Below are 26387 nucleotides of genomic sequence, written 5' to 3'. Positions count from 1 at the left end.
AATGGCCGTACCCGCACCTTTGCGCGTGATTTGCATGCCCACTGGCGTCCGTTCCCTCCCCGGCAACCGACAGTTAGGGATCGCACGTGTCCAAATCACTCGACAGCTTCAATTGCCGCCGCACGCTGACCGCCGGCGGCACCGAGTACATCTACTATGACCTTGTCGAGGCCGAAAAGAACGGCCTCACCGGCATCGCTCAATTGCCCTATTCGATGAAGGTGCTGCTGGAGAACCTGCTGCGCAACGAGGACGGCCGTTCCGTCACCAAGGAGAGCATCCAGGCGGTCGCCGGCTGGCTGACCGACCGGGGCACTGCCGGCGTCGAGATCGCCTATCGCCCGGCCCGCGTGCTGATGCAGGATTTCACCGGCGTTCCGGCTGTGGTCGACCTTGCCGCCATGCGCGACGCCATGGCCTCGCTCGGCGGCGACCCGCAAAAGATCAACCCGCTGGTGCCGGTCGATCTGGTCATCGACCATTCGGTCATCGTCGACGAATTCGGCACGCCGCTGGCTTTCGCCCGCAATGTCGAGCTTGAGTATGAGCGCAATGAGGAACGCTACAAATTCCTGAAATGGGGCCAGCAGGCGTTCCGCAATTTCCGCGTCGTGCCGCCCGGCACTGGCATCTGCCATCAGGTCAACCTTGAGTACCTCGGCCAGGTCGTGTGGACCAACAGCGAAGATGGCGAGACCACCGCCTATCCCGACACCTGCGTCGGCACCGATTCGCACACCACCATGATCAACGGCCTTGGTGTTCTCGGCTGGGGCGTCGGTGGCATCGAGGCCGAGGCCGCGATGCTCGGCCAGCCCGTCTCCATGCTGTTGCCCGAAGTGATCGGCTTTCGCCTCACCGGCAGGCTGAGGGAGGGCGTCACCGCCACCGACCTGGTGCTCACCGTCACGCAGATGCTGCGCAAGAAGGGCGTCGTCGGCAAGTTCGTCGAATTCTTCGGTCCGGGCCTGTCCAACATGACGCTGGCCGATCGTGCCACCATCGGCAACATGGCGCCGGAATATGGCGCCACCTGCGGCTTCTTCCCGGTCGACAGCGAAACCATCCGCTACCTCACCATGTCCGGCCGTGACGAAAGCCGCATCGCCCTGGTCGAGGCTTATTCGAAGGCGCAAGGCCTATGGCGCGACGTCGGCTCGGCCGATCCGGTCTTCACCGATCTGCTCGAGCTCGATCTCGGCAGTGTCGTCCCGTCGATGGCCGGCCCGAAGCGGCCGGAAGGCCGCGTGGCACTTGAAGACATTCCGGCCGGCTTCGACAAGGCCATGGAGACCGAATACAAGAAGGCCGCCGAAATCGACAAGCGCTATGCCGTCGAGGGCACGGACTACGATCTTGGCCATGGCGATGTCGTCATCGCCGCCATTACCTCCTGCACCAACACCTCGAACCCGAGCGTGCTGATCGGCGCCGGGCTGTTGGCGCGCAACGCCAACCGGCTCGGCCTCAAGCAGAAGCCGTGGGTCAAGACCTCACTGGCGCCGGGCAGCCAGGTCGTCGCCGAATATCTGGAGAAATCCGGTCTGCAGAAGGAGCTCGACCAGATCGGCTTCAACCTGGTCGGCTTCGGCTGCACCACCTGTATCGGCAATTCCGGCCCGCTGCCGGCGCCGATCTCCAAGACCATCAACGATAAGGGCTTGATTGCTGCGGCAGTCTTGTCCGGCAACCGCAATTTCGAAGGCCGCGTCTCGCCCGACGTGCAGGCGAACTATCTCGCCTCGCCGCCGCTGGTCGTCGCCCACGCGCTGGCCGGGACCGTGACCAAGGATCTAACCACCGAGCCGCTCGGCGAGGATCGCAACGGCAATCCGGTCTATCTCAAGGACATCTGGCCGAGTTCAGTCGAGATCCAGGAATTCATCGAGAAGAATGTCACGCGCGAATTGTTCGCCCGCAAATATGCCGACGTCTTCAAGGGCGACGAGTACTGGCAGAACGTCAAGGCGCCGGAAGGCCAGACCTATGCCTGGGACGACAATTCGACCTATGTGCAGAACCCACCCTATTTCGCCGGCATGACATCAGGCTTCGGCAAGATCGGCGATATCAAGGGCGCGCGTGTGCTCGGTCTGTTCGGCGATAAGATCACCACCGACCACATTTCGCCGGCCGGTTCGATCAAGGCGGCCTCCCCGGCCGGCAAGTACCTCACCGACCACGGCGTCGGCGTCGCCGATTTCAACCAGTATGGCACGCGCCGCGGCAACCACGAGGTGATGATGCGCGGCACCTTCGCCAACATCCGCATCCGCAACCACATGCTGGGCGAGAACGGCCGCGAGGGCGGCTACACCATCCATTACCCGTCGAAGGAAGAGGAATCGATCTACGACGCCGCCATGCACTACAAGAAGGAGGGCGTGCCGCTGGTCATCTTCGCCGGCGTCGAATATGGCAACGGCTCGTCGCGCGACTGGGCGGCCAAGGGTACGAATCTGCTCGGTGTCCGCGCGGTCATCGCCCAGTCCTTCGAGCGCATCCACCGCTCCAACCTGGTCGGCATGGGCGTAATCCCCTTCGTCTTCGAGGAAGGCACCTCGTGGGCCTCGCTCAACCTCAAGGGCGACGAACTGGTCGAGATCGACGGACTGAGCAACATCAAGCCGCGGCAGAAGATGATCGCCAGGATCACCTATGGCGACGACAGCGTCAAAGAGGTTCCGATCATCTGCCGCATCGATACGCTGGACGAGCTCGACTACTTCAAGAATGGCGGCATCCTGCAATACGTGCTGCGCGACCTTGCGGCTTAAGGGAGTAGGGCAATAAGGGAGTAGGGCAGTAGGGGAAGCAAGGACAAGCACCTACTGCCCTACTTTGGCTTTCCAAACCGCGCTGTCGCCGCCAGCAGCACGCCGAGCATCAGCCCGTTGAGGATGTGCCACAGGAAATGCGTGCCGAGCGGAAAGCCGCCGCAGACCAGCGGATCGATCATCCGGCAGACGACCGACACGACGAAGATCGCCGAACCCGCCAGATTGTACCAGCCGGCACGATTGCCGCTGGCCGCCACCCAGGCGCCGAAGAAGGCAAGCGCCAGGAAGGGCGGCAGGTAGCCGGTCGTGCCGTTCGACGCTTGGCGCAGCCAGTCCGGCACGGCAAAGGTCACCAGCCCGGCAACGGCGTAAAAGGCGACGAAGATGACGATCGTCTTGCCCCATTTCATGCCGAGAAAACGTCGCAGGTTGAACAGCGTGTAGGCCAGCGTGAACCCTGCAATCGGCAGCACGTCGGCCAGGATCATTCCCCTTGTGGCAAAGGTGTGGAACAGCGACGAGCCGACGCCGATCGCCACCACCCACCAGGCCAGCACTTCGGCGAAGGCGCCGGTGCCGCGCTTGCGCACCTGCCAGACACCCCATAGCCCGGCGGCAAAAAAAGCCAGATTGCTCAGCGCATTGAGCGGTTCAGCCCAGAATTCCGGCCCCGTCCGTTCGCAATAGAGGTCGACCGGCGCCAGGAGAGATTGCCACATGCTGATTGCCGCCCGAATCGCTTCCATCGTGAAGTGCGCGTCCACCTATTGCGCCCTTGCCAGCGGTTGCAACGGCAAAATTTCACCGCAACGTGACTTCCCGTTGACTGCCGCTTCTGCCACATATTTCGACAATCAGAACAAAGCCGGCATCACCGGCGGGATCGGAACGGCCATGTCATCTCGAAGACCATTGCGGCTTGCGGCCGTTGCGCTGGCTCTCTCGGCGTTTGCCGGAAGCGCCTTCGCCGAGCAGGCCGACAAGCCATTAGGCGTCGTCGAGCTCTTCACCAGCCAGGGATGTAATTCCTGTCCGCCGGCCGACGAATTCTTCGCCGAGCTCGCCGCCAAGGAGAACATCGTCGCGCTCGCCTATCATGTCGACTATTGGGATTACCTCGGCTGGCAGGATACGCTGAGCCGCAAGGAAAATACCGAGCGGCAATATGAATATATGCGCGCCTTCGGCAGCCGTTCCGTCTACACCCCGCAAGCCGTCATCAACGGCCGCAGCCATGTCAACGGCGCCAGCCGCAAGGAAGTCGACGGCGCGCTGGCCCGCATGGAGAGGGTCGGCGAAGGCATGCGCGTCGGCATCAAGGTCAGCCGGACCAGCGATCGCGTCATGATCGATGCCGGCGACGCCGTGACCGGCCCCGCCGACGCGCATGTCGTCATCGTCTATTTCAACCCGCCGCAGACGATCAAGATCGGCAAGGGTGAAAACACCGGCCGCAGCATGACCTACTGGAACGCCGTCTCCAGCATCCAGACCGCCGGCATGTGGCACGGCAAGGCGCAGCGCTACGAACTGCCGATGAGCGAGATCGCCAAGAAGGGCGGCTGCGCCGTGCTGCTGCAGTCGGTCGGCAAGGACGGCGTGCCCGGTCCGATCCTGGGTGCAGCCTTTATCCGCAAGCCTTAGATAGAGCGCTCTCCCTTCTCCCTTGTGGGAGAAGGGAGAGCCGAAGGCGACGGATGAGGGTGTTCCAGGGAACGCCAACGCCTCACTCCGTCCAACACCCCTCATCTGTCTCGGCGCTGCGCGCCGATCCACCTTCTCCCACAAGGGGAGAAGGGATAGCCGCGCTCAAGCCTCCGACGACAGCCTATCCGGATGGATCGCACCGCCACGGCTCCAGCCAATAAAAAAACCGGCGTCAGCTTGCTTCTGACGCCGGTCATTTAGGTTTTGGGATCGTCGCACCCGATCTTTCCAAGGAAAGACCGAGGTTGGTTCGATCCGACGCAGACCCGTGGGCGGGGGGCTTGGGGTTTACGAGCCGGTGCCGGACCGAACCGTCTCAGGCAACGCCGGTAAATTCGTCGGACATTGGGGCATGAGCACGGATAAAAAAAGGCAGGATTGTGGCGAAGCATCACCAATTCCAACAGGCGTTTCGCAAACGTGACTGGACGTTGGAGAAACCGCGCGGTGCTGCCGTTGCCCGGCCGGGCCTTGCAATTCGGCAACGAAAGCGCCAACTTTGGTCGGCGTACGATTCATTGCGAGGATCCAGGCATGACTGATCGCAGCAGCGGGACGGAGGATGGGGACGCATCCGCAATATTGATCCCGCTGCACGAGGCAAGACACGAACGCCTCGACCAGCCGGTGCGGTTCGACCGCCGCGAACTGGACCAGATCCTCAGGCTCTACGGCCGTATGGTCGCCGCCAATGAATGGCGCGACTATGCTATTGACCATCTCACCGACCGCGCCGTTTTTTCCGTCTTCCGTCGCACCAGCGAAGTGCCGCTTTTCCAGATCGTCAAGGATCCGAAGCTGGCGCGCCGGCAAGGCGCATTCGCCGTCATCGCCGCCGGCGGACGCATCCTCAAGCGTGGCCAGGAACTCGGCCGGGTGCTTGGCGTGTTCGACCGAACGCTGAAGCTGGTCGAGGCGTAACCCCTTATTTTTGTTTGCGGAACTTCCGCTCGGGCAGCGATTGCGGATCGGGCGGGACCGACGCTCCACCGTTGATCGGCAGTTGCATGAACACCGTGTCCAGCCAGCGTCCGTGCTTGTAGCCGGAGCCTTCCAGGCGGCCGGAATGGTGAAAGCCGAGCTTCTCGTGCAACCGCACCGAGGCACTGTCGGGCCGGCCATCGCCAATCACCGCGATGATCTGGCGAAAGCCCGCCGCCTTGGCTGCCTCGATCAGCCTTTGCATCAGGAGCAGCCCGACGCCCTGCCCCTTGGCGTCGGGCGCGACATAGACGGAATCCTCAACCACGAAGCGGTATGCCGGGCGCGGCCGGAAAGCGCCGGCATAGGCATAGCCGAGCACAATGCCGCCTTTTTCCGCCACGAGATAGGGAAAGCCACCCGCTACCAAACTGTCGAAGCGCGCTCCCATCTCGATACGACTTGGCGGGTCGAGTTCATAGCTCGCCGTGCCGTTTGTCACCGCGTCGGCATAGATTTCCGTGATCCGGTCGAGATCGGCCGACGTCGCGGCCCGCAAGGTGATGCTGCTCATAATTTATGCACGTCGTTCATCTGCCCCATATCACAGCAAAAGCCGGCACAAAAGAAAAGGGCGGCCATTGGGCCGCCCTTTCCAAACTCGCTGGTCCAGTCAGACCATGATCCCGAAAAGTGGAAACCGGTTTTCGGAACAGATCATGGTCAACAAAGAACGCCGTACTAGCGACGGTCGCCCATGAACTGCAGCAGGAACATGAACAGGTTGATGAAGTCGAGATAGAGCCTCAGTGCGCCCATGATCGCCTTGCGGCCGGCGACATCAGTCTCGTCACCCTCGAAATACATCTCCTTGATGTTCTGCGTGTCATAGGCGGTGAGGCCTGCGAAGATCAGCACGCCGATCGCCGAAACGGCGAAGGAAAGCGCCGACGACTGCAGGAAGATGTTGATCACCATCGCGATGATCAGGCCGACCAGGCCCATGACCAGGAACGAGCCGAACGCGGAAAGGTCGCGCTTGGTCGTGTAGCCGTAGAGCGACAGCCCGCCAAACGCGGCGGCGGTGGCGAAGAAGGTCTGCGAGATACTGGCGGTGGTGTAGACCAGGAAGATCGACGACAGCGACAGGCCGACAAGGCCGGCGTAAACCCAGAACGTCGTCTGCGCCGCCGAAACGCTCATCGATTGGACCCGGAACGACAGGAACATCACCGCTGCCAGCGGGGCAAAGATCACCAGCCATTTCAGCGGCGAGCCGAAGATCGCGTAGCCGAACGAGGTCAGCATCTCGCCGCTTGGCAACGTGGCAACCGCCGAGGCGGGATCGCTGGTGGTGGCCAGCATGATTGTGCCGACCGCGGCAAGGCCGGTGATGAGGAGGCCAAGCCCCATCAGGTTGTAGACTTTGATCATGTAGGCGCGCAGGCCCTGGTCGATGGCAGCATCGACGCCGGCGCCGGGCACGGCGCGCGTCTGATAATTGCGAACGGGATCAGCCATGGAAATCCTCATATTGCTTCTGCCCCGTCCGGTGTCAGGTCCGTTTGAACCCAGGCGCCGCTGGCGGGGCTCCAGCATGCCTGCGCCGAAATATGATGGTTCTTGGCGTAAAGGACAAGACCGTAACCGGACGTAATGCTCCGTGAAGTGCCGGAGATCCGGTTTTATTGGCCTTGCCGGTCGAAACATTAACGAGATTTAATCAAAACCGGCTCTGGCTCAAAGATTCCGCAGCACCGGCGCCGCCTTGTGGCCCAGCACCCGCCACGTGCCGGCCAGGCCGATACCCACCGTGACCACCAGTGAAAAGCCGATGGTCGCCACCGCCACCTCGGGCATGAAGTGCGATGGCAGCGTCATGATGCGCGCGACGACGTACCACGCCGCCACACCGCCCGCCGCCAGCGCGAAGATCGCGGTCGCAAGGCCGATCAGCATGTATTCCAGCGAAAAGGCCGCGATCAGCGTTTTCCTGGTCGCACCCAGGGTCTTCAGCACCACCGCGTCGTGGATGCGGGCCCGGTTGCCGGCGGCGAGCGCCCCGGCCAGCACCAGCACCGAGGCGATCAACGCCACGCCCGCCGCGGCCCTGATCGCGGTGCCGAGCTGCGCCACCAGCCGGTTGACGATGTCGAGCGCGTCCTTGACCCTGACCGTCGTCACCGCGGGAAAAGCCCGGGTGACGGCGTTGAGAAGATGCGCGTCGTCGGCCGCCGACGCATTCGTCTCGGTCAGCGTCGCCAACCAGCCATGCGGCGCCCCGGCGAATGTGTTGGGCGAGAACACCATGACGAAATTGATGCCCATGGTTTCCCATTCGACCTGGCGGAAATTGGCAATCTTGGCCGTGATGTTGCGGCCGAGCACATTGACGGTGATGGTGTCGCCGAGCTTCAGCCCGATCTCCTTGCCCTCCTCGGCGGAAAACGAGACCAGCGGTTCGCCGGAATAATTCCCCGGCCACCAGCTGCCCTCGGTCAGCGTTGCATTCTCCGGCAATTGTGCGTCATAGGTCAGCCCACGGTCGCCGCGCAGCACCCAGGCGCCTTCGGCCAGAACCTTGACCTTGTCGACATCGACGCCGTTGAGCGCCATCACCCGGCCGCGCAGCATCGGCACCTTAATCAGCGTGCCCTGCGGCGCCTCTTTGCCGACCAGCGCGGAGAAGGCATCGACGTCGCCGCTCTGGATATCGACGAAGAAGAAGTTCGGCGCCCGTTCCGGCAGGCTGCCGGAAATCTGCCGCCTGAGATTGCCATCGATCAGCGCCAGCGTCACCAGGAGCGTCAGCCCGAGACCCAGCGACAGCACCACGGACGGCGTCAAGGCGCCAGGCCGATGGATGTTGCCGATGGCGAGCCTGAGCGCCGTCGAGCGCACACGCGGACTTCTCTTCGCCGCCCACTGCACCAGCGTACCGACGACACGCAGCACCAGGAACGAAAAGACCGTGGCGCCGACGAAGATCGAGGCAATACGGCGGTCGCCGGAAAACAGGATCGCCAGCACCGCGAGCAGCAGCGCGATGGCCATTGCCGCGGCGACATAGAGCGGGCGGGGAAAACCGCGGCCCTCAAAACCCATTTCGCGAAACAGCGCCGTCGCTGGCACGTCGCGAGCACGGCCGAGCGGCAGCAGGGCGAAGGCCAGCGTCACCAGCAGCCCGAACAGCGCTGCCATGCCGAGGGCGCCGGGATAGAACCCACCTTCCGCCGGCACCGGAATAACCGACTGGAGTGCCGCGCTGGCCGCGAACGGCATCAGCGCGCCAAGCACAAGGCCCAGCGTGATGCCGAGGGCGGCGATCATCAGGATCTGCACCAGGTAGACGGCAAAGACGAACCCGCCCGAAGCCCCCAGGCTCTTGAAGGTGGCGATGACGCCGCGCTTGCCGTCGAGATAGGCACGCACCGCATTGGCCACGCCGACGCCGCCGACCACCAGCGCCGTCAGCCCGACCAACGTCAGGAATTGCGAGAACCGCTCGATGTTCGAGGACAGCGCCGGCGCTGCGTTGCTGCGCGTGCGGATCGACCAGCCGGCCTGCGGGAACTCTTTCGCGGCCTGCTCCTGGATCGCCTTGATCTGTACTTCAGTGGTGCCGCCGGGCAGGCGGACCTTATAGGCGTTCTCGACCAGGCTGCCCGGCTGGATCAGGCCTGAAGCGGCAAGCCCGTCGGTCGACACCATCAGCCGCGGCGCAAAACCGAAGCCATCCGACACCGCATCTGGCTCGTTGACCAGCTTGGCGCGCAGCTCGAATGTCGCGCTGCCGAGCTTCAACCGGTCACCGATGCCAAGGGTCAGCCGCTCGAACAAAAGGTCCGGGGCGGCGGCGCCGAAGACGCCGGATTTTTCGCCGAACAAATCCTCTCGCGACAGCACCGGCTGGGTCTCCAGCGCGCCATAGAGCGGATAGGCGCCGTCGACCGCCTTGGCCTCGACCAGCGCCTGGTCGGAGCCGTCCTCGAGCCTCGCCATCGAGCGCATGTTGGCGCTGTGCGAAACCGTGCCAAGCCGGCCGAGGAAGCTGCGTTCGGCTCTGGTCGGATCGCGCTGGTTGATCTGGAAGCGGAGATCGCCGCCGAGCAGCGTCTGACCCTGGTCGGCAACACCGGCGGAAATCGCCTGCGCCACCGAATTGACGCCGCCGATTGCCGCGACGCCGAGCGCAATGCAGGCAAGGAAGATCAGGAAACCGGACAGCCCGCCGCGCATTTCGCGCAGCGAGAACTTGAAGGCGAGCCTCAGCGTTCGCGACAGCGGCATCAGGCGGTCACCTTGCCGGCCCTGGAGGCCGGCTTGGATGCGTCCTCGATCAGCCCCGACCGCATCGACACCTGGCGCGAGCAGCGCGCCGCGAGCACCGGGTCATGCGTGACCAGCACCAGCGTCATGCCGCGTTCGGCCGCCTTGGCGAACAGCAGGTCGGCGACGTGCCGTCCCGTCGCCTGGTCGAGATTGCCGGTCGGCTCGTCGGCGATCAGGATGCGAGGCGACGGCGCCAGCGCCCGGGCGATCGCCACGCGCTGCTGCTCGCCGCCAGACAATTCGCCGGGATAATGGGTGATGCGATCGCTGAGGCCGACCGCCGCCAGTTCGCGCGCCGCCACGCCGAACGGATCGGCATGGCCGGCAAGCTCAAGCGGGACGGCGACGTTTTCCAGCGCCGTCATATTGGGGATGAGGTGGAACGACTGGAACACGATGCCGATGTTTCGCCCTCGAAACGATGCGATCTGGTCTTCGCTTTTGCGGTTGAGCAGCTCGCCGGCAATTCGTACCGCACCCGAATCGACCCTTTCAAGCCCGGCCAAAACCATCAGCAATGTCGACTTTCCCGAACCCGAAGGTCCAACGATGCCTGTCGCTTCGCGGCTCGCCACATCGAGGCTGACGCCCTTCAGCACATGCACCGAGGATGCGCCTTCGCCGAGCGTCAGCGATACGTCTTTCAGCGAAATGACGGCTTCTTCCAAAATCAAATCGTCCTATATGGGGGAAAGAGGGCTAGAGCATCCGATGCTCGACAAAGACGAAAACCTGCCTTCGCCAACAGATGTTCCTGGTCATATGGGGCCTGCCGCATGGCTTTCAAACACACTTTTACCGCAGCCTTCGCCCTTTTCCTCGCGATCTGCAGCGCCATTTCGTCGGCGCGCGCCGAGCCCTTCACCATCGTTGGCTTCGGCGACAGCTTGATGGCGGGTTATGGCCTTGGGCCGGGTCAGGGGTTCACCGAAAAGCTGCAGGCCGCGCTTCGCGCCAAGGGCTACGATGTCACGGTCGCCAATGCCGGCGTTTCCGGCGATACGACGAGCGGCGGCCTGTCGCGGCTCGACTGGTCGGTGCCGGACGGCACGCAGCTGGTCATCCTGGAGCTCGGCGCCAACGACATGCTGCGCGGCGTTTCGCCCGCCATAGCGGAAAAGAACCTGGACGCCATGCTGGCAAAGCTGAAGCAGCGCAAGATCGCCGTGTTGCTGGCCGGGATGCGCGCGGCGCCGAATCTCGGCGCCGATTACCAGAGGGCCTTCGACGCGACCTTTCCGAGACTGGCTGAAAAATACGGCGTGCCGCTCTATCCTTTCTTTCTCGAGGGCATCGCCGGCCAATCCGTCCTGCAGCTCGAAGACGGTCTTCATCCAAACGCCCGAGGCGTCGACCGCATCGTCGAGGGTATCCTGCCCAGCGTGGAGAAGACCATTGAAGCGATCCGGGGCAATTCCTGAAGGCGAGGGTTCGCCGCCGCAACACCTTCCGCCGGGGAAGCTTTTAGGCAGGCCTGCGACCAACAAACCCCTTGCCCCGTTTGAATATCGATGATTCGCTAGGGCAAGAGTTCGATTCGAGGACAGGAGGCTTGCCATGCCGCGTCTTTTTACCGCCCTCGAAATACCGCGTGATGCCGCTCTTTCGCTGTCCCTGCTCAGGGGCGGCCTGCCCGGAGCCCGCTGGATCGACGTCGAAAACTATCATCTGACGCTGCGCTTCATCGGCGATGTCGAGGGCCATGTCGCCGACGAAATCGCCAACGCGCTCGACCGCGTTCACCGCCCGTCCTTCTCGCTGACGCTGTCCGGCGTCGGCGCCTTCGGCCAGAAGAAGCCGCATGCGGTGTGGGCCGGCGTCGCCGCTTCGCCCGATCTTTCCGCTTTGCAAAGCGAAATCGAGCGCATCTGCCAGCGGCTCGGCATCCCGGCCGACCCGCGCAAGTTCATGCCGCATGTGACGCTGGCCCGCCTGCGCAATGCGAGCCCGCTCGACGTCGCCCAGTATCTGTCGGCGCGCGGCAATTTTTCGACGCTGCCGTTCCGGGTCGGCCGCTTCGTGCTGATGTCGTCGCGCGACTCGGTCGGCGGCGGGCCTTACGTCGTCGAGGAGGCTTGGCCGCTTTCAGGTGCCGACAACCGCGTCGCCAGCCGTTTGGCCGGCGCCGCCGACGCTTCGCGGATCATGCGGTAGACGGACATGGCCAGGGAGAAACTAGCAAAAGAGGCGATCAGCGCCGAACTTGCCGGCCTCGACGGCTGGTCGCTGGCCAAGGATGGTGGTTCGATCAGCCGCAGCTTCACTTTCAAGAATTTCTCGGAAGCCTTTGCCTTCATGACCCGCGTGGCGTTGGCGGCGGAGAAGATGGACCACCACCCCGACTGGTCGAACGTCTACAAGACGGTAAACGTGACCCTCAACACACACGACGCCGGCGGCCTGACCGCGCTGGATTTCGATCTGGCCAGGAAGATGAACCGCTATTTCGGCACCTGACGTTATCTGCACCTTGCAGCGAGGTTCGGCTTTCACCACATTTTGCCTCGCGGTCACGCGTGAAGTCACGCGACGGCGGCAAGGAGAGGTTGATGGCGCAAAAATCCGGTTTTGATTTCTTCGGCCTCGGCAGCAAGCTGGGCAATGAGAGCGAAGTGCGCGAAAAGTTCTGGCGTACGGCGAAGAAGGCTGCCCGGCAGATCCCGTTCATGGAGGAGGTGGTCGCCGCCTATTACTGCGCCATGGACAAGAAGACGCCGCTGCGCGCCAAGGGCACATTGCTGGCTGCGCTCGGCTATTTCGTGCTGCCGACGGACGTCATCCCCGATTTCATCTTTGGGCTTGGCTTCACCGACGACATCGCTGTGCTGACCGCGGCGATCACAACCGTCAGCGCCCACATCACGCCGGCGCACCGGCTCGCCGCCAGGCAGGCCATCGCCGACAAGAGCTGAGCCGGTACGGCGCAAAAAATCGCGCGGGAACCGACTTTCCGGCCGTCAAAGCCACCGCCGCACCCGCGTCTTGTAGGCGCGATAGGCGTCTCCGAACTTACGCTCGAGATAACGCTCTTCCGGCGCGATGACGCCCGTATTGATCACCCACAGCAAGGGAATGACGAGCGCGATACCCCAAAGACTTCCGGCCGCGACACCGAGGCCCAGATAGATAAGGGTCGCTCCCAGATAGAACGGATTTCTGGTCCACCGATAGATACCGTCGACGACCAGCGCCGTCGTTGGCAAGGTCGGTGGTATGTTGGTTCCAGCGGCCTGAAAGCGGCCCGCCGCCATAAAGATGAGCACGAAGCCGCACACCGCGAGCACGGCGCCGGCCAGATAGCGGGCGAGGGCCTGCCCGGCCATGACCGGGAGCGGCGCGAGCACCTCGAGCACGGTTGCCGCCGCCAGGAAGCCGAGGAAGATCAAAGGCGGCAGCGCAATGACCCCCGCCACGTCGGGCGCGCCCGGTCCGCCCGCCACCTCTCCGCCATCCGACCGGGGCACCGCGCCGCTGGCCACCGCGCGGACGGCGACACGAATGCCGAACACGATCGCCAGGACGACTGTGCCGCCCGCCAGGATCAGAACTGTCTCGGAAATGGCCATGGCCAAATCTCCCGTAAGCCGCCAAGGAGGGCACCCTGGCCGAGTGCCGTGGAGCCGAACGCAGACATATACCGCCTGGCGGGAAATTCGTCACGTAGCTCTCAGAAAAGCGAGAATCGCTGCAAGACCTAGCTGCTTGAAAAGTCAAACTCTTGCCGTTTTCGTGGCCTCCAAGTCGCGGCAGGGACATTGCGCCAGCCGCTTTTTCAAGCGGCAGCGCGAAGACGGCGGCGGTTTCCTGGCGTGAACATCCTTTTCTCAGGGGAAATTCACCGTTTGGTAACCCAGATTAAATCAAAATGAAGCGACGGGCAGGACGCCGAGCCGGCCTGCCGCCGCACCAGTGGAATACGGGAAAAGCGATGCGCGGATTGATTGCTATAGTTTCCAGCCTGGCCCTGGTGGCCTTGACGGCGCCCGCGCTGGCGCAGTCGGCAACCAAGATCGGCCAGCACAATGCCTGGGGCACCTACAGCTACCAGGCGTCGGGCGGCGGCAAGGTCTGCTATGTCCTGACCGTGCCAACCGACAAGCAGCCGCCGACGCTCGATCATGGCGACATGTTCTTCTTCGTCAGCCAGCGGCCGGGGCAGCAAGTGTCCTACGAGCCGCAATTCATCGCCGGCTATACCTTCCAGGAAGGTTCCAAGGCCACCGTCACCATCGACAAGAAGTCTTTTTCGATGTTCACGCGCGGCAAGTCGGCCTGGGTCGAGAACGCCGCCGAGGAGCCGGTGCTGATCGCCGCGATGAAGACCGGCACCGACATGAAGGTGTCAGCCAAGTCCGGCCGCGGCAATACCACCACCTACGTCTTCTCGCTGAAGGGCATCTCGGCGGCGCTGGCCTCGATCGCCAAGTGCAAGTAAAGTCCTCGTCCGGGACGTTCACGACCTAACACAGCGACGTAAAGAACCAGTGTTCGTGCGGTCTTGCCTTCTCTCCTTGTGGGAGAAGGTGGATTGGCGCGCAGCGCCAAGACGGTTGGGGGGTGCTGGACGGAGTGCAGGGGATGCCAAGCTGGAACACCCCTCATCCGACCGAGCTTCGCTCGGCCACCTTCTCCCACAAGGGGAGAAGGAAGAACCCCCTGCATGACTCCGCCATCAACCTGTGCTATGCGCCGCGCTTCATTTCGGGCACGATGCTGTAATCGGCCGCAAATCGCTTATATTGGCGCAACAATGACCCTTTCATTCGATCTTACCGCCGAAGGCGCGCGTGACGCGTTGCGCACCCGCACGACGCCTGAAAAGCCGTCGCTGATCGGCTTGACGCGCGCCGAACTCGGGGCCGCCCTCGTCGCCGCCGGCATCGTGCCGGAGCGCCAGGCGAAGATGCGCGCCCAGCAGCTCTGGCACTGGATCTATGTGCGCGGCGTTTCCGATTTTGCCGGCATGTTCAACATCTCCAAGGATTTGCGCGCCGCACTGGACAGGCATTTCACCGTTGCCAGGCCCGAGATCGTCGAGGAGCAGATTTCCTCCGACGGCACGCGCAAATGGCTGTTCCGCTTTCCGCCGCGCGGCGCCGGCCGGCCGGTCGAGATCGAGACCGTCTACATTCCCGAAGAAGGCCGCGGCACGCTCTGCATCTCCTCGCAGGTCGGCTGCACCCTGACCTGCTCCTTCTGCCACACCGGCACGCAAAAGCTGGTGCGCAACCTGACGGCGGAAGAAATCCTCGCCCAGCTTTTGACAGCTCGCGACCGGCTCGGCGATTTCCCCGACCGCGACACGCCCGACGGCGCCATCGTGCCGGCCGAGGGCCGGAAAGTGTCCAACGTCGTCATGATGGGCATGGGTGAGCCGCTCTACAATTTCGAGGCGGTGAAGAAGGCGCTGCTGATTGCATCCGACGGCGACGGGCTTTCCCTGTCGAAGAGGCGCATCACGCTGTCGACCTCGGGCGTCGTGCCCGAAATCTTCCGCACCGGCGAAGAGATCGGCGTCATGCTGGCAATCTCGCTGCACGCTACCAATGACGATCTGCGTGACCTTTTGGTACCGATCAACAAGAAGTATCCGCTCAACGAGCTGATCGCTGCCTGCCGTGCCTATCCCGGCCTGTCCAACGCCAAGCGCATCACCTTCGAATATGTGATGCTGAAGGACGTCAATGATTCCATCGAGGACGCCAAGGCGCTGATCAAGCTGCTCAAGGGCATCCCGGCCAAGATCAATCTGATCCCGTTCAATCCGTGGCCGGGCACCAACTACCAGTGCTCGGACTGGGAGACGATCGAGAAATTCGCCGACTACATCAACAATGCCGGCTATGCCTCGCCGATCCGCACGCCGCGCGGCCGCGACATCCTCGCCGCCTGCGGCCAGCTCAAATCGGACTCCGAGCGCATGCGCAAAGTCGACCGGCTGGCGCTGGAAGCGATGATGATCGCAGGGCACGGCGAGGCGTGAATCGCGTCGTCGCCTATCTGATCCGCTTCGCCGTCATCCTGATCGGTTATGGCGTCGCCTCGCTGGCGGCCAGCGCATTTCTCAATATCATGTTTCTGGCGTCCCTGGGCTACACGCCGGAGCAGGCACCGCCGGCGGCGACGGCTTCCCTCTATTTTTCCGTCCCCTTCGTCGCGCTGTTCGTCGCCTATTTCGCTTTCATGCCGGCGGCGATCGCCATCCTGGTTTCCGAAATCCTCGGCCGGCGCGACTGGCTGTTCTATGCACTGGCGGGCGCGGCGGTGGCGGCGGTCTTCCTCGGCTTCGTCCACCAGACGAACGACGCCAATTTCGAGGTTACCAACACAAGCGTCATGCTGGCGGTGATCGGCTGCGGCATGGTCGGCGGTATTTTCTACTGGCTGAGCGCCGGCCGCTCGGCTGGGAGCTGGCGTCAAATCGGACGCCCTATTTCGCCTGGGCCGTCAGGATCTTGAGCGCAAAGGCCGAAAAAACTCCAGCAAACAGATAGTCGACGACGCGCGTCACGCGCGGGCTGGCTTTCATCGCCGCCGAGAATTTTTCCGCCGCCAGCACCATCGGCGCTGTCACCGGGACCGACAGCACGACGAACATCGCGCCGAGGAAGAACAGCTTTCCCGGCGCATTGGGATCATGCGCGGAGACGAATTGCGGCAGGAAGGTCATGAAGAACAGGATGATCTTCGGATTGAGCAGATTGACGCCGAGCCCCGCCGCCCAGCTGCGAACCAGCGATATCTGCGGCCCGCTCTTCTTCTCCGGTGAAAACGCCGACCCTTTTGTGATCGCCTGCCAGGCCAGGAAGACCAGATAGCCGGCGCCGAAAATCTTCAGCACGAAGAACGCCATCGGCGAGGCGACGATCAGCGCCGAGACGCCGACCACCACCAACGTGGTGTGGATCAGCGTGCCGCACAGCGCGCCGGCCATCGAGGCGAAGCCGGTGGCGCGGCCCTGGCTCAGCGTGCGCGACACGAACAGCGTCATGTCCGGCCCAGGCGTAATCGCCAGGATCACCGTCGCGATGGCGAATTGGATAAGCGTAGCGTTGTCGGGAATGAAGGACATTGGCGGCCTCGGACAAGAAGGCGCAGCCTATAGCGCAGGCGCCTCGCCGACGCCAGCATCTCGCCGCCACGGCGTCTGGTCCAGCGCTTGCGGCTCCCAGGCGCCTGTTCCTCCCTTGCGCAGCCCCGAAACGCCGTGATACCTCGCCCGCAAGAATCCTGTCGCGGAACCGCCCACCATGTCGAAAGCAAAAGCCGTCAAGAAAGTCGTGCTCGCCTATTCTGGCGGCCTTGACACCTCGATCATCCTGAAATGGCTGCAGACCGAGCTCGGCGCCGAGGTCGTGACCTTCACCGCCGATCTAGGCCAGGGTGGCGAACTGGAGCCGGCTAGGCGCAAGGCCGAGATGATGGGCATCAAGGATATTCGCATCGTCGATGTCCGCGAGGAGTTCGTATCCGATTTCGTCTTTCCGATGTTCCGCGCCAACGCTGTCTATGAAGGCACCTATCTGCTCGGCACCTCGATCGCCCGGCCACTGATCTCGAAACATCTTGTCGAGATCGCCAGGGAGACCGGCGCCGATGCGATCGCCCATGGCGCCACCGGCAAGGGCAACGATCAGGTGCGTTTCGAACTCTCGGCCTATGCGCTCAACCCCGACATCAAGGTCATCGCGCCCTGGCGCGACTGGTCGTTCAAGTCGCGCACCGATCTGATCAATTTCGCCGAGCAGCACCAGATTCCGGTGCCGAAGGACAAGAAGGGCGATGCGCCGTTCTCGGTCGACGCCAACCTGCTGCATTCCTCCTCCGAGGGCAAGGTGCTGGAAGACCCGTGGAGCGAGCCGCCGGAATTCGTCCACCAGCGCACCATCTCGCCGATGGATGCGCCGGATGAGGTCACAGAGATCGAAATCGAATTCCTCAAGGGCGATCCCGTCGCACTCAACGGCAAGAAGCTGTCGCCAGCGACGATGCTGGCGACACTGAACGATCTTGGCCGCGACAACGGCATCGGCCGGCTCGATCTGGTCGAGAACCGCTTCGTCGGCATGAAATCGCGCGGCGTCTATGAAACCCCCGGCGGCACCATCCTGATATCAGCCCACAGGGCGATCGAATCGATCACGCTCGACCGCGGAGCCGCCCATCTCAAGGACGAGTTCATGCCGCGTTATGCCGAGCTCATCTACAACGGCTTCTGGTTCGCGCCCGAGCGGCTGATGCTGCAGGCGATGATCGACAAGAGCCAGGAAGACGTCGAAGGCATCGTGCGGCTGAAGCTCTACAAGGGCAACGTCATTGTCACCGGCCGCAAGTCGAGGAAGACGCTCTATTCCGACGCGCTGGTCACCTTCGAGGACGACCGCGGCGCCTACGACCAGAAAGATGCCGAAGGTTTCATCCGCCTCAATGCGCTGAGGCTGCGCACGCTGGCGGCGCGTGGTCGTAAAGGCTAAGTATATATTCATGAAAATCCTGCTTAGCCTGGATCCATACTCTTAGTGAGCTAATGTAGTTGTTTCTAATGACAGCTGCAGAGCTTTTCTTGCTTGACCTCATGGCCGGATTGTCCAATTGTTTTTTTGGGCAATGGGGCTGTAATAATGCGACTTGGTCTTTCGATTTTGACGGCGATGATCGGCATTCTGGCGGGCTGCCAGACCGGACAGGACATCACGAAGAAGGATCCCCAGGCGGGATGCATCGCCGCTGTCGCTACATGGACCATTACGTTCAAACATGAGATCGCAGCCTTCATGGGCGTTTCTCAGGAACGCATGCCGAGCCTCTTCTGCCGGCGCTTGGGCGATGCGGTGCGCAGCGGCCGAATTGGCTTCTCCGACATAAACAGCCTTCAGCTCGACCAATCCACCGACATCTGGAAGGTCATCAAAGGCAAGTGACAGGTCGGCGATGGTTAGTTTGCGACGCGCCACGCGACTTCCGCTGATGTTGCTGGCGGGCCTGGCAGCAGCCGGAGCGGAGGAATTCGATCCCACCTCGCTCGACCTCGCCGCGCTGATTGAATGCAGGGCCGACGTGCCGGCCTATAACGGATTCGCCTTGTGGCTGAGCGGTGAGCCCGGCGCGGCGGAAAAACTTGGCTGGAAGGAAGTCACCGCCGGCAATCCTTTCCTCAGGCAATACGAGCTGCCGGCCACGGTCGGCGTCTTCGGGCGCGAAACGGCGGCCGTCGTCCTTACCGCGACCGGGCCGATGGCGGTGTTTGACGATGTTTCCGCGCCCGATCTCGCTCGAGCGCTCGGCGTCACAGCGCAAATCTCGACACCGGACAAATTCCTTGGCGAGAAGGTGCTCGTCGAAAGCAGCGAGGAAGCCGACGGCATGACATTTTCCACGCACATTGCGCTCAATGTCTCAACCGTTAAATTCACATCCCGGCAAGGTTCTCGCCGGCTGCTCCTACGCGCTCGACGTGAAATAGAAAGCCCGGCGCATGGCCGGGCTTTCTGTCGAATCATTCTATCGAATAGAGATTTCTGTCAGTCGGCATCGATGGCTGTGGCCATGCGGGCGATGGCCTGTTGATAGACGCTAGCGGAATTCCAGCCAGCGATTGCGCCCATATTCGCCTGCGCGCTCGCTCCGGCCCGCCAACCATGGCCCTTGAGGAAGTTGGCCGTGGAAGCCAACGCAGTGCTCTTGTCGCGCAGATTTTTGTTGCCGACGCCATACGTCAAAACATTTCCGGGCAGGAACTGCGTGTGGCCGATCTCGCCATGTGCGGCACCGACCGACGAGGCGCTCAACGCTCCGCGATCGACCAGCTTCAGGGCTGCAATGGCATGGGGATAGAAGAACTCCGGACGGCGGCAATCATAGGCGAGCGTTAAAATGGCAGAGACCGTATTCTGGTTGCCCATGGCGGAACCGAAGCCCGTCTCCATACCCCAGATGGCGATCAACACACCCGGCGACACGCCGTAATTCCGTTCGATCTTGTCGAACAGCGCCGCATTGGCCTTCTTCAGCGCACGGCCCCTGGCAATGATCGCGGACGCGCCACGGCGCTTCATGAAAGCTTCGACCGAGCCGCTGAAAGCCTTATGGATGGCGCGGTCGACGGAGATCGTCTTTGTCGCGTAGGTTGCGCGAGCCAGAGCGGCCAGACCCTTCGAGCCGACACCGTCGGCCTTGGCCTCCGCGGCAAACTCCGGTTTCCACGCCTCGAAGCCGGCGCCGTTTTTGCCACAACTGGCCGCCGCCTGCGCGCCCGTCGCCAGCGCAAGCACCGCCACCACCGTGGCCACTACAAACATCTTCCCCTTGGCAAGAAATGCCATGCTGCTCTCCTGGTTGCCTGAATCACGTTCCCAATTGCGAATTTGCCAGCGAAACACCTGCTTGTCACTGTCCCGGCGCTGCGCCGATGCACTCAATACAGCAGGAACTTCAAATCCACCACACTGGCGGATGCCCGGGAATTTGCCTACGATCAAGTAATTATTGTGGCGGGGACAGAATAAGCATGAAAGACGTTGATGTCGTGATCGTCGGCGCCGGTTCGGCCGGACTTTCGGCTGCCAAGACCCTGCGCGCCGCCGGTTTTTCCTTCAAATTGTTAGAAGCGATGAACCGCGTCGGCGGCCGCGCCTGGACCAGCGACCAGCATTTCGGCGTGCCGTTCGACATCGGCTGCGCCTGGCTGCATGCGGCAGACCGCAATCCCTACTTTCCCGAGGCGAAAGCCGCCGCCTGGACGCTTCATCACCACGACATGAGTGTCGATCATCTCTACTACCGCGAGCGAAAGGCAAGCGAAGCCGAAGAGGCCGCGATGAAGGTGGCCGACGCAAGACTGCTCGAACTGGTGGCGGCACATCAGGTGAGGGAAGGCGACGATGACCGCCTTTCGGCATTGCTCGCCAAAGGCCACGCGCCGCGCGCCGCCGCAACCTTCGCGGGGCCGATGGATTTCGGCGCCGACGAGGACGAGATATCGATCCGCGACTTTCAGGCCGCCGCCGATCTCGATCCGAACTATTTCACCAGGGAAGGCTTCGGCACGCTGGTTGCGCGCTTCGGCGCCGACGTGCCGGTGGAGCTGTCGACGCCGGTGCGCAAGATCCTCTGGGATGGGCCGGGCGTAGCCTGCGTCACCGATCGCGGTACCATCCGCGCCAAGGCTGTCATCGTCACCGCCTCGCCGGCAGTGCTCGCCTTCGAGGAGATTGCGTTCTCGCCCGCACTCCCCGATGGGCATTTCGCTGCCTTCTTCGATCTGCCGATGGGCATGCTGACCAAGCTGCCGGTCGAAATATCCGGCACGAGGCTTGGCTTGGAGCCGTTCGACGATTTGCTGATCGAGCGGCTGGCCCGGCACGACATCTACTTCCTCTGCTTTCCCTTCGACTTCGATTTGATGGTCGGTTTCGTCGGCGGCGATTTCGCTTGGGAGATGTCGGCGGCGGGCGAGGCGGCCGGCATCGACTTCGTCGTCGACCGGCTCTGCGGCATCTTTGGCGGCGACATACGAAAGCATGTCGGACGCGCAATGATGACCAATTGGGGCGCTGAGCGGTTTGTGCGCGGCGCCTATGCGGCGGCGCGGCCCGGCCGCTCGCAAGCGCGCGCCACGCTGATGCAGCCGGTGGCGGAAAAGATCTTCTTCGCCGGCGAGCATTTGGCCGGTCCGCTGATGCAGACCTGCGGCGGCGCCAGATTGTCGGGCGAGGCAGTGGCCAGGGAGGTCGTGGCCCAGCTTGCGGCAAAATAGCATCGGCCGGCAGGAACGTGGGCCGGTGACAGGCGTTTGGCCTTGTCCTGTTCGCCTCGTCCTCCGCATTTCGAATGATTTGAGACGCCAATGAAGCTTTTCGACTGCCCGCATTGCGGCCACCGTCTCTATTTCGAGAACGCGCAATGCCTGAACTGCGCCAGCCTCGTGCTCTATGATCCCGAGCATGCGCGTTTTGTGCTGTCCGGCATCGACGACATCTTCCAATGCACCAACGCCGACGAATGCGCCTGCAACTGGATGGCGGAGCCTGGCCACGCCTTCTGCCGCGCCTGCACGCTGAACCAGCTGATCCCGGATCTGTCGGTCGACGGCAATCGCCGCCGCTGGATCCGTGTCGAGGCGGCAAAGAAGCGTGCCGTCTATTCGCTGCTCGCCTTCGGCCTGCCGGTCGCACCCAAGCAGAATCCCGGCGACGAGATCGGCCTCGCTTTCGATTTTCTTGCCGATCCTATCGGTGGCGGTCCCGGTGGCGAGCGTATCCTGACCGGCCATGACAACGGCCTGATCACGCTCAACGTCGCCGAGGCGGACTCGGCTGAGCGCGAGCGGCGGCGCGTCGAGATGGGCGAGAACTACCGCACGCTGCTCGGCCATTTCCGCCATGAGCTCGGCCACTATTGGGACCGCCTGATCCGTGACGATCCGCAAAAGCTTGCCGGTTTTCGCGCTTTGTTCGGCGACGAACGCGCCGGCTACGAACAAGCGCTGAAGACCTATTACGCCGATGGCGCGCCGCCCGACTGGCAGCAGCGCCATATCTCGGCCTATGCGACGTCGCACCCGTGGGAGGACTGGGCCGAGACATGGGCGCATCACATGCACATCACCGACACGCTGGAGATGGTGCATGCGCTGAATTTCCCGCTCGGCCGGCTGGAGACCGTCGAAGCCAACGAGCTGCCGCGCGCCGATACCGGCGGCGAGCTGCAGCCGGCACCATCGGAACCCGCCGCCAGGCCGGAGCCTTTCGAAAAGATCCTCGACCGCTGGCTGGTGCTGTCGGAAGCTTCCAACTCGATCAACCGCTGCATGGGCCTGCCCGATCTGTATCCCTTCGTAATCTCCGACGTGGCGGCGCAAAAGCTTGCTTTTGTTCACGAGCTTTTGACTGACCTGCCGAAAACTATTGGAACAAATCGTGAGCCGGCGGAGGCTTTTTAGCCGGAACGCATGCCGCTTTGCTTCGTTTTCGGTCCCGAGGGACTGTGAAACGGAGAGAAAACCATGAAACGCATATTGTTTCCGGCGGTGGCCGGAGCGCTCATAGCGATGTCGGGCTCTGCTTTGGCCGAAACCGCCGTCTCGGCCATCACCGATCTCAATGTACGCGCCGGCCCCGGCCCGCAATATCCGGTCATCGGGGTACTCGCGGCCGGCCAGTCGGCGACGCTCGACGGCTGCATCGCCAACAGCAAATGGTGCACCATCGCCGAGGCCAACGGCCAAGGCTGGGTCTATTCCGACTATGTGACGGCCGATTTCGGCGGCAGCCGTGTGGTCCTGACACAGCGTCCGGCCGGCGCCGACATTGCCGTCGTGACACCGCCTGCCGATAGCGCCGAATATTCCGACAGCTATACCGGAGCGATCGTTGCCGGCGAGGCGATCGAGCCCATCCGGCGGCCGCCGGCGGAAATCCGCACCTATGTCGAAACGAACCGGCTCGATCCGGTCTATCTCGAAGGCGAGGTGGTTACCGGCGCGATGTTGCCCGACACCGTCGAGCTGCGCGAGATACCCGATTATGATTATCGCTACGTCTATGTGAACGGCCAGCCGGCGCTGGTCGATCCGAGCAGCCGGCGTATCGTGTACGTCGTGCGCTGACGCGCAAAACAGGGCGGTCGCCCTGTAATGGCGGCCGCTCACACCCCGACATTGCCACAAGCCGGCATTGCCGCTGCAATACCGGTTTCTACTTTTGCGACCGATGCTCTAGATCATGCGAGCCGAAGCACCAGCCAGCGAGCCCGCGTGACGATCGACCCGACCGCCTTCCAACAGTACCGGCACACCGCCAACGAGAAGACCACTTTGCCGCGCCTTCTGCTTGGAACGGTCGTCGTCATCCTGTTCTGGCTCGGAACCACTGCCGCCGTGCTGTTCGGCGGCACCTATGCCTTTGCCGTTTGGCAGGCGTCGTCTGGCACCGCCCCGCCAGGTGGAGGAGCGGTGCAGGATTTCATGGCCTCTCCAGCGGGCATCCTCGCGGCGCTCGCTTCGTTTGCCGGAATCTGGCTCGGCCTTTGGGCTGCCATGCGCTGGATCCATCGCGAGAAGCTGACGGCCCTGATCGGCGTCAGCCGGCGCATTTCATGGTCGGGGTTCCTGAAAGGGCTGGCCGCCGTGCTGATCACCTCGCTGCTTTCCGAGATCCTGCTTTACGGCCTGCAGCCCGATATTGCGCGCGGTACGATCGGCCTGTCTTCGTGGCTTTTATTCCTGATCCCGATCGCTGCGCTGACCTTTCTGCAGACCTCGTCGGAGGAGATGCTGTTTCGCGGTTATCTGCTCAGGGGCCTGGCGAGCCGGTTCCAGAACCCTTTCATCTGGGCGCTGCTGCCGGGATTGCTGTTCACCTCGCTACATTGGAGCCCAGGCTCGAGCGCCGCGATCAATGCCTGCGTGCTGGCCTCGATCGCCGCCTTTGCGCTGCTGCTGACGCTTCTGGTCTATGCAACCGGCAATCTCGGTGCCGGCTTCGGCGCCCATCTCGGCAACAATCTGACCGGCTTCCTGCTGATTTCGCACCAGCAAAGCTATAATTCCTTCGCCCTGTTCAACGCCAAGCCGCTCGAAGCCGCCGGCTGGACGACTTCAGACGCCGTCCTCATCGCCGCGATCGGCATCGTCAGCAGCCTGTTGACCGTTCTGCTGCTTTTGCATCCGCGCTCCCCGCTGAAGGTCGAGCCGGATATGGCGCGCGCCAGCAGCGTGCGCTGATGCGCCTTGCCTGGTTGTCCTGAGCATATTTGGCGCAAAGCCTGACCAAAGCTTGACTCCGCGGCCGATTTCCTGTCTACACGCCGCGAAATTCCGCGACGAGTATTCCTCCGAGCAAACCGACCGGGACGCCGAAACCTCTTTGAGGTGAAGTGCTGTAAATCGATCCCGGAGGCCAACACCCGGCAGCGCTGTGCGCCCCCGGGTGCTTTTTGGCTTTGGGCTTTTGCCCGGACCGGCTTTTGCTTGGACAGCTGGCGCGAACGCATTACCTCTCGGGCATCATCCGGGTGCCAGGGAAAAGGAAAAAGAATGTTTGAATCGCTACAGGAACGTCTTGGTTCGATCCTGAACGGCCTCACCGGCCGCGGCGCCTTGTCGGAGGCGGATGTCTCGGCGGCGCTGCGCGAGGTGCGCCGCGCGCTGCTCGAGGCCGACGTGGCGCTGGAAGTGGTGCGTTCCTTCACCGACAAGGTGCGCGAGAAGGCCGTCGGCGCCGCCGTGGTCAAGTCGATCAAGCCCGGCCAGATGGTCGTCAAGATCGTCCATGACGAGCTGGTCGAGATGCTCGGCGCCGAGGGCGTCGCCATCGACCTCAATGCGCCGGCTCCGGTCGTCATCATGATGGTCGGCCTGCAAGGTTCCGGCAAGACGACGACCTCGGCCAAGATCGCCAAGCGGTTGGCCGAGCGCCAGAACAAGAAGGTCTTGATGGCCTCGCTCGACACGCGGCGTCCCGCCGCGCAAGAGCAGCTCCGTCAGCTCGGCGAGCAGGTCAAGGTCGCGACGCTGCCGATCGTCGCCGGCCAGACGCCAGTCGACATCGCCCGCCGCGCCGTGCAGGCGGCAAAGCTCGGCGGCCACGACATCGTCATCCTCGACACCGCCGGCCGTACGCACATCGACGAGCCGTTGATGGTCGAGATGGCCGATATCAAGAAGGTGTCGTCGCCGCACGAGATCCTGCTGGTTGCCGATTCGCTGACCGGCCAGGACGCCGTCAATCTGGCGAAAAGCTTCGATGAGCGTGTTGGCATCACCGGCCTCGTGCTGACCCGCATGGACGGCGACGGTCGCGGTGGCGCAGCACTCTCGATGCGCGCCGTCACCGGCAAGCCGATCAAGCTGATCGGCATCGGCGAAAAAATGGACGCGCTGGAGGAATTCCACCCCAAGCGCATCGCCGACCGCATCCTCGGCATGGGCGACATCGTCAGCCTCGTCGAAAAGGCAGCCGAGAACATCGACGCCGAGCAGGCGGCGGCGATGGCCAAGAAGATGCAGTCGGGCAAGTTCGACCTGAACGACCTCGCCGGCCAGCTTCAGCAAATGTCGAAAATGGGTGGCATGGGCGGCATCATGGGCATGATGCCGGGCATGGGCAAGATGAAGGACCAGATGGCCGCCGCCGGTCTCGACGACAAGATGTTCGGCCGCCAGCTCGCCATCATCTCGTCGATGACCAAGGCCGAGCGCGCCAATCCCGATATTCTGAAGCACTCGCGCAAGAAGCGCATCGCCGCCGGCTCGGGCACCGACGCGGCCGAAATCAACAAGCTGTTGAAGATGCATCGCGGCATGGCCGACATGATGAAGGCGATGGGCGGCAAGGGCAAAGGTGGCGGCCTGATGCGCGGCATGATGGGCGGCCTCGCTTCCAAGATGGGGCTCGGCGGCATGATGCCCGGCATGGGCGGCCAAGGCGGCATGATGGGCGGCGGCATGCCCGATCTGTCCAAGATGGACCCCAAGCAGCTCGAGGCCTTGCAGAAGCAGGCACAGGCGGCCGGGCTCGGCGGCATGAAGGGCCTGCCCGGCGGCTTTCCCGCTGGCGGTGGCCTGCCTGGCTTGCCCGGCGGCATGAAGCTCCCTGGTTTGCCGGGATCCGGCGGCGGGCTGCCTGGCCTCGGCAAGAAGAAATGAGG

General features: G+C 63.1%; 26 protein-coding genes. 17 read left to right on the top strand and 9 right to left on the bottom strand.

From position 1 onward, the window contains the following. Positions 1-86: 86 nt before the first annotated feature. The gene (gene acnA, locus NKG95_RS00230; protein ID WP_023721886.1) at positions 87-2777 is read left to right on the top strand and encodes an aconitate hydratase AcnA; all 2691 of its coding nucleotides are present in this window, start codon (positions 87-89) and stop codon (positions 2775-2777) included. Positions 2778-2836: 59 nt separating this feature from the next. Here the strand turns inward: acnA and NKG95_RS00225 are convergent, their stop codons facing one another. Then, complete coding sequence (locus tag NKG95_RS00225; RefSeq protein ID WP_353039596.1) at positions 2837-3499, bottom strand: ceramidase domain-containing protein; 663 nt, start codon at positions 3497-3499, stop codon at positions 2837-2839. 175 nt (positions 3500-3674) lie between these two features. On the opposite strand from NKG95_RS00225, the gene NKG95_RS00220 reads away from it, so the two are divergent. Further along, positions 3675-4424: a DUF1223 domain-containing protein gene (locus NKG95_RS00220; protein WP_023721888.1), complete on the top strand. Its 750-nt coding sequence runs from the start codon at positions 3675-3677 to the stop codon at positions 4422-4424. A 597-nt stretch (positions 4425-5021) separates the two neighbouring features. Beyond that, the gene (locus NKG95_RS00215) at positions 5022-5408 is read left to right on the top strand and encodes a DUF2794 domain-containing protein (protein ID WP_023721889.1); all 387 of its coding nucleotides are present in this window, start codon (positions 5022-5024) and stop codon (positions 5406-5408) included. A gap of 4 nt (positions 5409-5412) precedes the next feature. Here the strand turns inward: NKG95_RS00215 and NKG95_RS00210 are convergent, their stop codons facing one another. The 4 genes from NKG95_RS00210 to NKG95_RS00195 form a co-directional block, all read right to left on the bottom strand. Then, positions 5413-5982 carry a GNAT family N-acetyltransferase gene (locus tag NKG95_RS00210; protein ID WP_352494036.1) on the bottom strand — a complete coding sequence of 190 codons (570 nt, stop codon included), beginning with the start codon at positions 5980-5982 and terminating at the stop codon, positions 5413-5415. 167 nt (positions 5983-6149) lie between these two features. After that, a complete protein-coding gene (locus NKG95_RS00205) occupies positions 6150-6929 on the bottom strand; it encodes a Bax inhibitor-1/YccA family protein (protein WP_254817871.1) in 780 nt (259 codons plus the stop codon). A gap of 219 nt (positions 6930-7148) precedes the next feature. After that, the gene (locus NKG95_RS00200) at positions 7149-9698 is read right to left on the bottom strand and encodes an ABC transporter permease (protein WP_353039594.1); all 2550 of its coding nucleotides are present in this window, start codon (positions 9696-9698) and stop codon (positions 7149-7151) included. Further along, positions 9698-10408 carry an ABC transporter ATP-binding protein gene (locus tag NKG95_RS00195; protein ID WP_353039593.1) on the bottom strand — a complete coding sequence of 237 codons (711 nt, stop codon included), beginning with the start codon at positions 10406-10408 and terminating at the stop codon, positions 9698-9700. Before NKG95_RS00195 ends, NKG95_RS00200 begins: the two co-directional genes overlap by 1 nt. A gap of 108 nt (positions 10409-10516) precedes the next feature. On the opposite strand from NKG95_RS00195, the gene NKG95_RS00190 reads away from it, so the two are divergent. The 4 genes from NKG95_RS00190 to NKG95_RS00175 all read left to right on the top strand — a co-directional run bounded on the left by NKG95_RS00190 (position 10517) and on the right by NKG95_RS00175 (position 12652). Then, on the top strand, positions 10517-11161 hold the full coding sequence (locus NKG95_RS00190; RefSeq protein ID WP_353039591.1) for an arylesterase: 645 nt from the start codon (positions 10517-10519) through the stop codon (positions 11159-11161). A 136-nt stretch (positions 11162-11297) separates the two neighbouring features. Continuing rightward, entirely contained in the window at positions 11298-11894 is a 597-nt protein-coding gene (gene thpR / locus NKG95_RS00185) for an RNA 2',3'-cyclic phosphodiesterase (RefSeq protein WP_353039590.1), read from the top strand. Between the two features lie 6 nt (positions 11895-11900). Beyond that, entirely contained in the window at positions 11901-12197 is a 297-nt protein-coding gene (locus NKG95_RS00180) for a 4a-hydroxytetrahydrobiopterin dehydratase (protein ID WP_023721896.1), read from the top strand. A gap of 92 nt (positions 12198-12289) precedes the next feature. Continuing rightward, positions 12290-12652: a YkvA family protein gene (locus NKG95_RS00175; protein ID WP_023721897.1), complete on the top strand. Its 363-nt coding sequence runs from the start codon at positions 12290-12292 to the stop codon at positions 12650-12652. Between the two features lie 45 nt (positions 12653-12697). Here NKG95_RS00175 and NKG95_RS00170 read toward each other — a convergent pair whose 3' ends face one another. After that, positions 12698-13306, bottom strand: coding sequence for a methyltransferase family protein (locus NKG95_RS00170; RefSeq protein WP_352817241.1), 609 nt, complete (start codon positions 13304-13306; stop codon positions 12698-12700). Between the two features lie 362 nt (positions 13307-13668). Between NKG95_RS00170 and NKG95_RS00165 the strand changes: the two genes are divergently transcribed. From NKG95_RS00165 to NKG95_RS00155, 3 genes are all read left to right on the top strand, one after another. Continuing rightward, a complete protein-coding gene (locus NKG95_RS00165) occupies positions 13669-14175 on the top strand; it encodes an invasion associated locus B family protein (RefSeq protein ID WP_023721899.1) in 507 nt (168 codons plus the stop codon). Between the two features lie 315 nt (positions 14176-14490). Further along, the gene (rlmN, locus tag NKG95_RS00160) at positions 14491-15723 is read left to right on the top strand and encodes a dual-specificity RNA methyltransferase RlmN (RefSeq protein WP_352481073.1); all 1233 of its coding nucleotides are present in this window, start codon (positions 14491-14493) and stop codon (positions 15721-15723) included. Continuing rightward, complete coding sequence (locus tag NKG95_RS00155; RefSeq protein WP_023721901.1) at positions 15720-16199, top strand: hypothetical protein; 480 nt, start codon at positions 15720-15722, stop codon at positions 16197-16199. The genes rlmN and NKG95_RS00155 overlap by 4 nt, the downstream gene beginning before the upstream one ends. Here the strand turns inward: NKG95_RS00155 and NKG95_RS00150 are convergent. After that, positions 16171-16812: a LysE family translocator gene (locus NKG95_RS00150; RefSeq protein WP_023721902.1), complete on the bottom strand. Its 642-nt coding sequence runs from the start codon at positions 16810-16812 to the stop codon at positions 16171-16173. The genes NKG95_RS00155 and NKG95_RS00150 overlap by 29 nt on opposite strands. Positions 16813-16990: 178 nt before the next feature. Here NKG95_RS00150 and NKG95_RS00145 point away from each other — a divergent pair, with 178 nt between their 5' ends. Continuing rightward, a complete protein-coding gene (locus tag NKG95_RS00145; protein WP_353039588.1) occupies positions 16991-18214 on the top strand; it encodes an argininosuccinate synthase in 1224 nt (407 codons plus the stop codon). A 99-nt stretch (positions 18215-18313) separates the two neighbouring features. Here the strand turns inward: NKG95_RS00145 and NKG95_RS00140 are convergent, their stop codons facing one another. Continuing rightward, a complete protein-coding gene (locus NKG95_RS00140; RefSeq protein ID WP_353004114.1) occupies positions 18314-18694 on the bottom strand; it encodes a hypothetical protein in 381 nt (126 codons plus the stop codon). A 13-nt stretch (positions 18695-18707) separates the two neighbouring features. Here NKG95_RS00140 and NKG95_RS00135 point away from each other — a divergent pair, with 13 nt between their 5' ends. Then, entirely contained in the window at positions 18708-19307 is a 600-nt protein-coding gene (locus NKG95_RS00135) for a hypothetical protein (RefSeq protein ID WP_353039586.1), read from the top strand. Here NKG95_RS00135 and NKG95_RS00130 read toward each other — a convergent pair. Continuing rightward, positions 19262-20062, bottom strand: a complete 801-nt coding sequence (locus NKG95_RS00130) for a lytic murein transglycosylase (protein WP_023721906.1) — start codon at positions 20060-20062, stop codon at positions 19262-19264. The two genes, NKG95_RS00135 and NKG95_RS00130, sit on opposite strands and share 46 nt — an antisense overlap. A 185-nt stretch (positions 20063-20247) precedes the next feature. On the opposite strand from NKG95_RS00130, the gene NKG95_RS00125 reads away from it, so the two are divergent. From NKG95_RS00125 to ffh, 5 genes are all read left to right on the top strand, one after another. Next, positions 20248-21495: a flavin monoamine oxidase family protein gene (locus tag NKG95_RS00125; protein ID WP_353039585.1), complete on the top strand. Its 1248-nt coding sequence runs from the start codon at positions 20248-20250 to the stop codon at positions 21493-21495. Positions 21496-21585: 90 nt separating this feature from the next. Then, positions 21586-22680, top strand: a complete 1095-nt coding sequence (locus NKG95_RS00120; RefSeq protein WP_353039583.1) for a zinc-binding metallopeptidase family protein — start codon at positions 21586-21588, stop codon at positions 22678-22680. Positions 22681-22743: 63 nt separating this feature from the next. Beyond that, complete coding sequence (locus tag NKG95_RS00115) at positions 22744-23346, top strand: DUF1236 domain-containing protein (protein WP_023721909.1); 603 nt, start codon at positions 22744-22746, stop codon at positions 23344-23346. Positions 23347-23493: 147 nt separating this feature from the next. Next, positions 23494-24462, top strand: a complete 969-nt coding sequence (locus tag NKG95_RS00110; protein WP_353039581.1) for a CPBP family intramembrane glutamic endopeptidase — start codon at positions 23494-23496, stop codon at positions 24460-24462. Between the two features lie 312 nt (positions 24463-24774). After that, a complete protein-coding gene (gene ffh / locus NKG95_RS00105; RefSeq protein ID WP_023721911.1) occupies positions 24775-26385 on the top strand; it encodes a signal recognition particle protein in 1611 nt (536 codons plus the stop codon). The last annotated feature ends 2 nt before the right edge of the window (positions 26386-26387 follow it).

This window comes from Mesorhizobium sp. M1423, from assembly GCF_040317575.1.
Classification (GTDB): Bacteria; Pseudomonadota; Alphaproteobacteria; order Rhizobiales; family Rhizobiaceae; genus Mesorhizobium.
The sequence above is the reverse complement of the archived record's forward strand: the minus strand, read 5'-3'. Positions and strand labels throughout refer to the sequence as shown.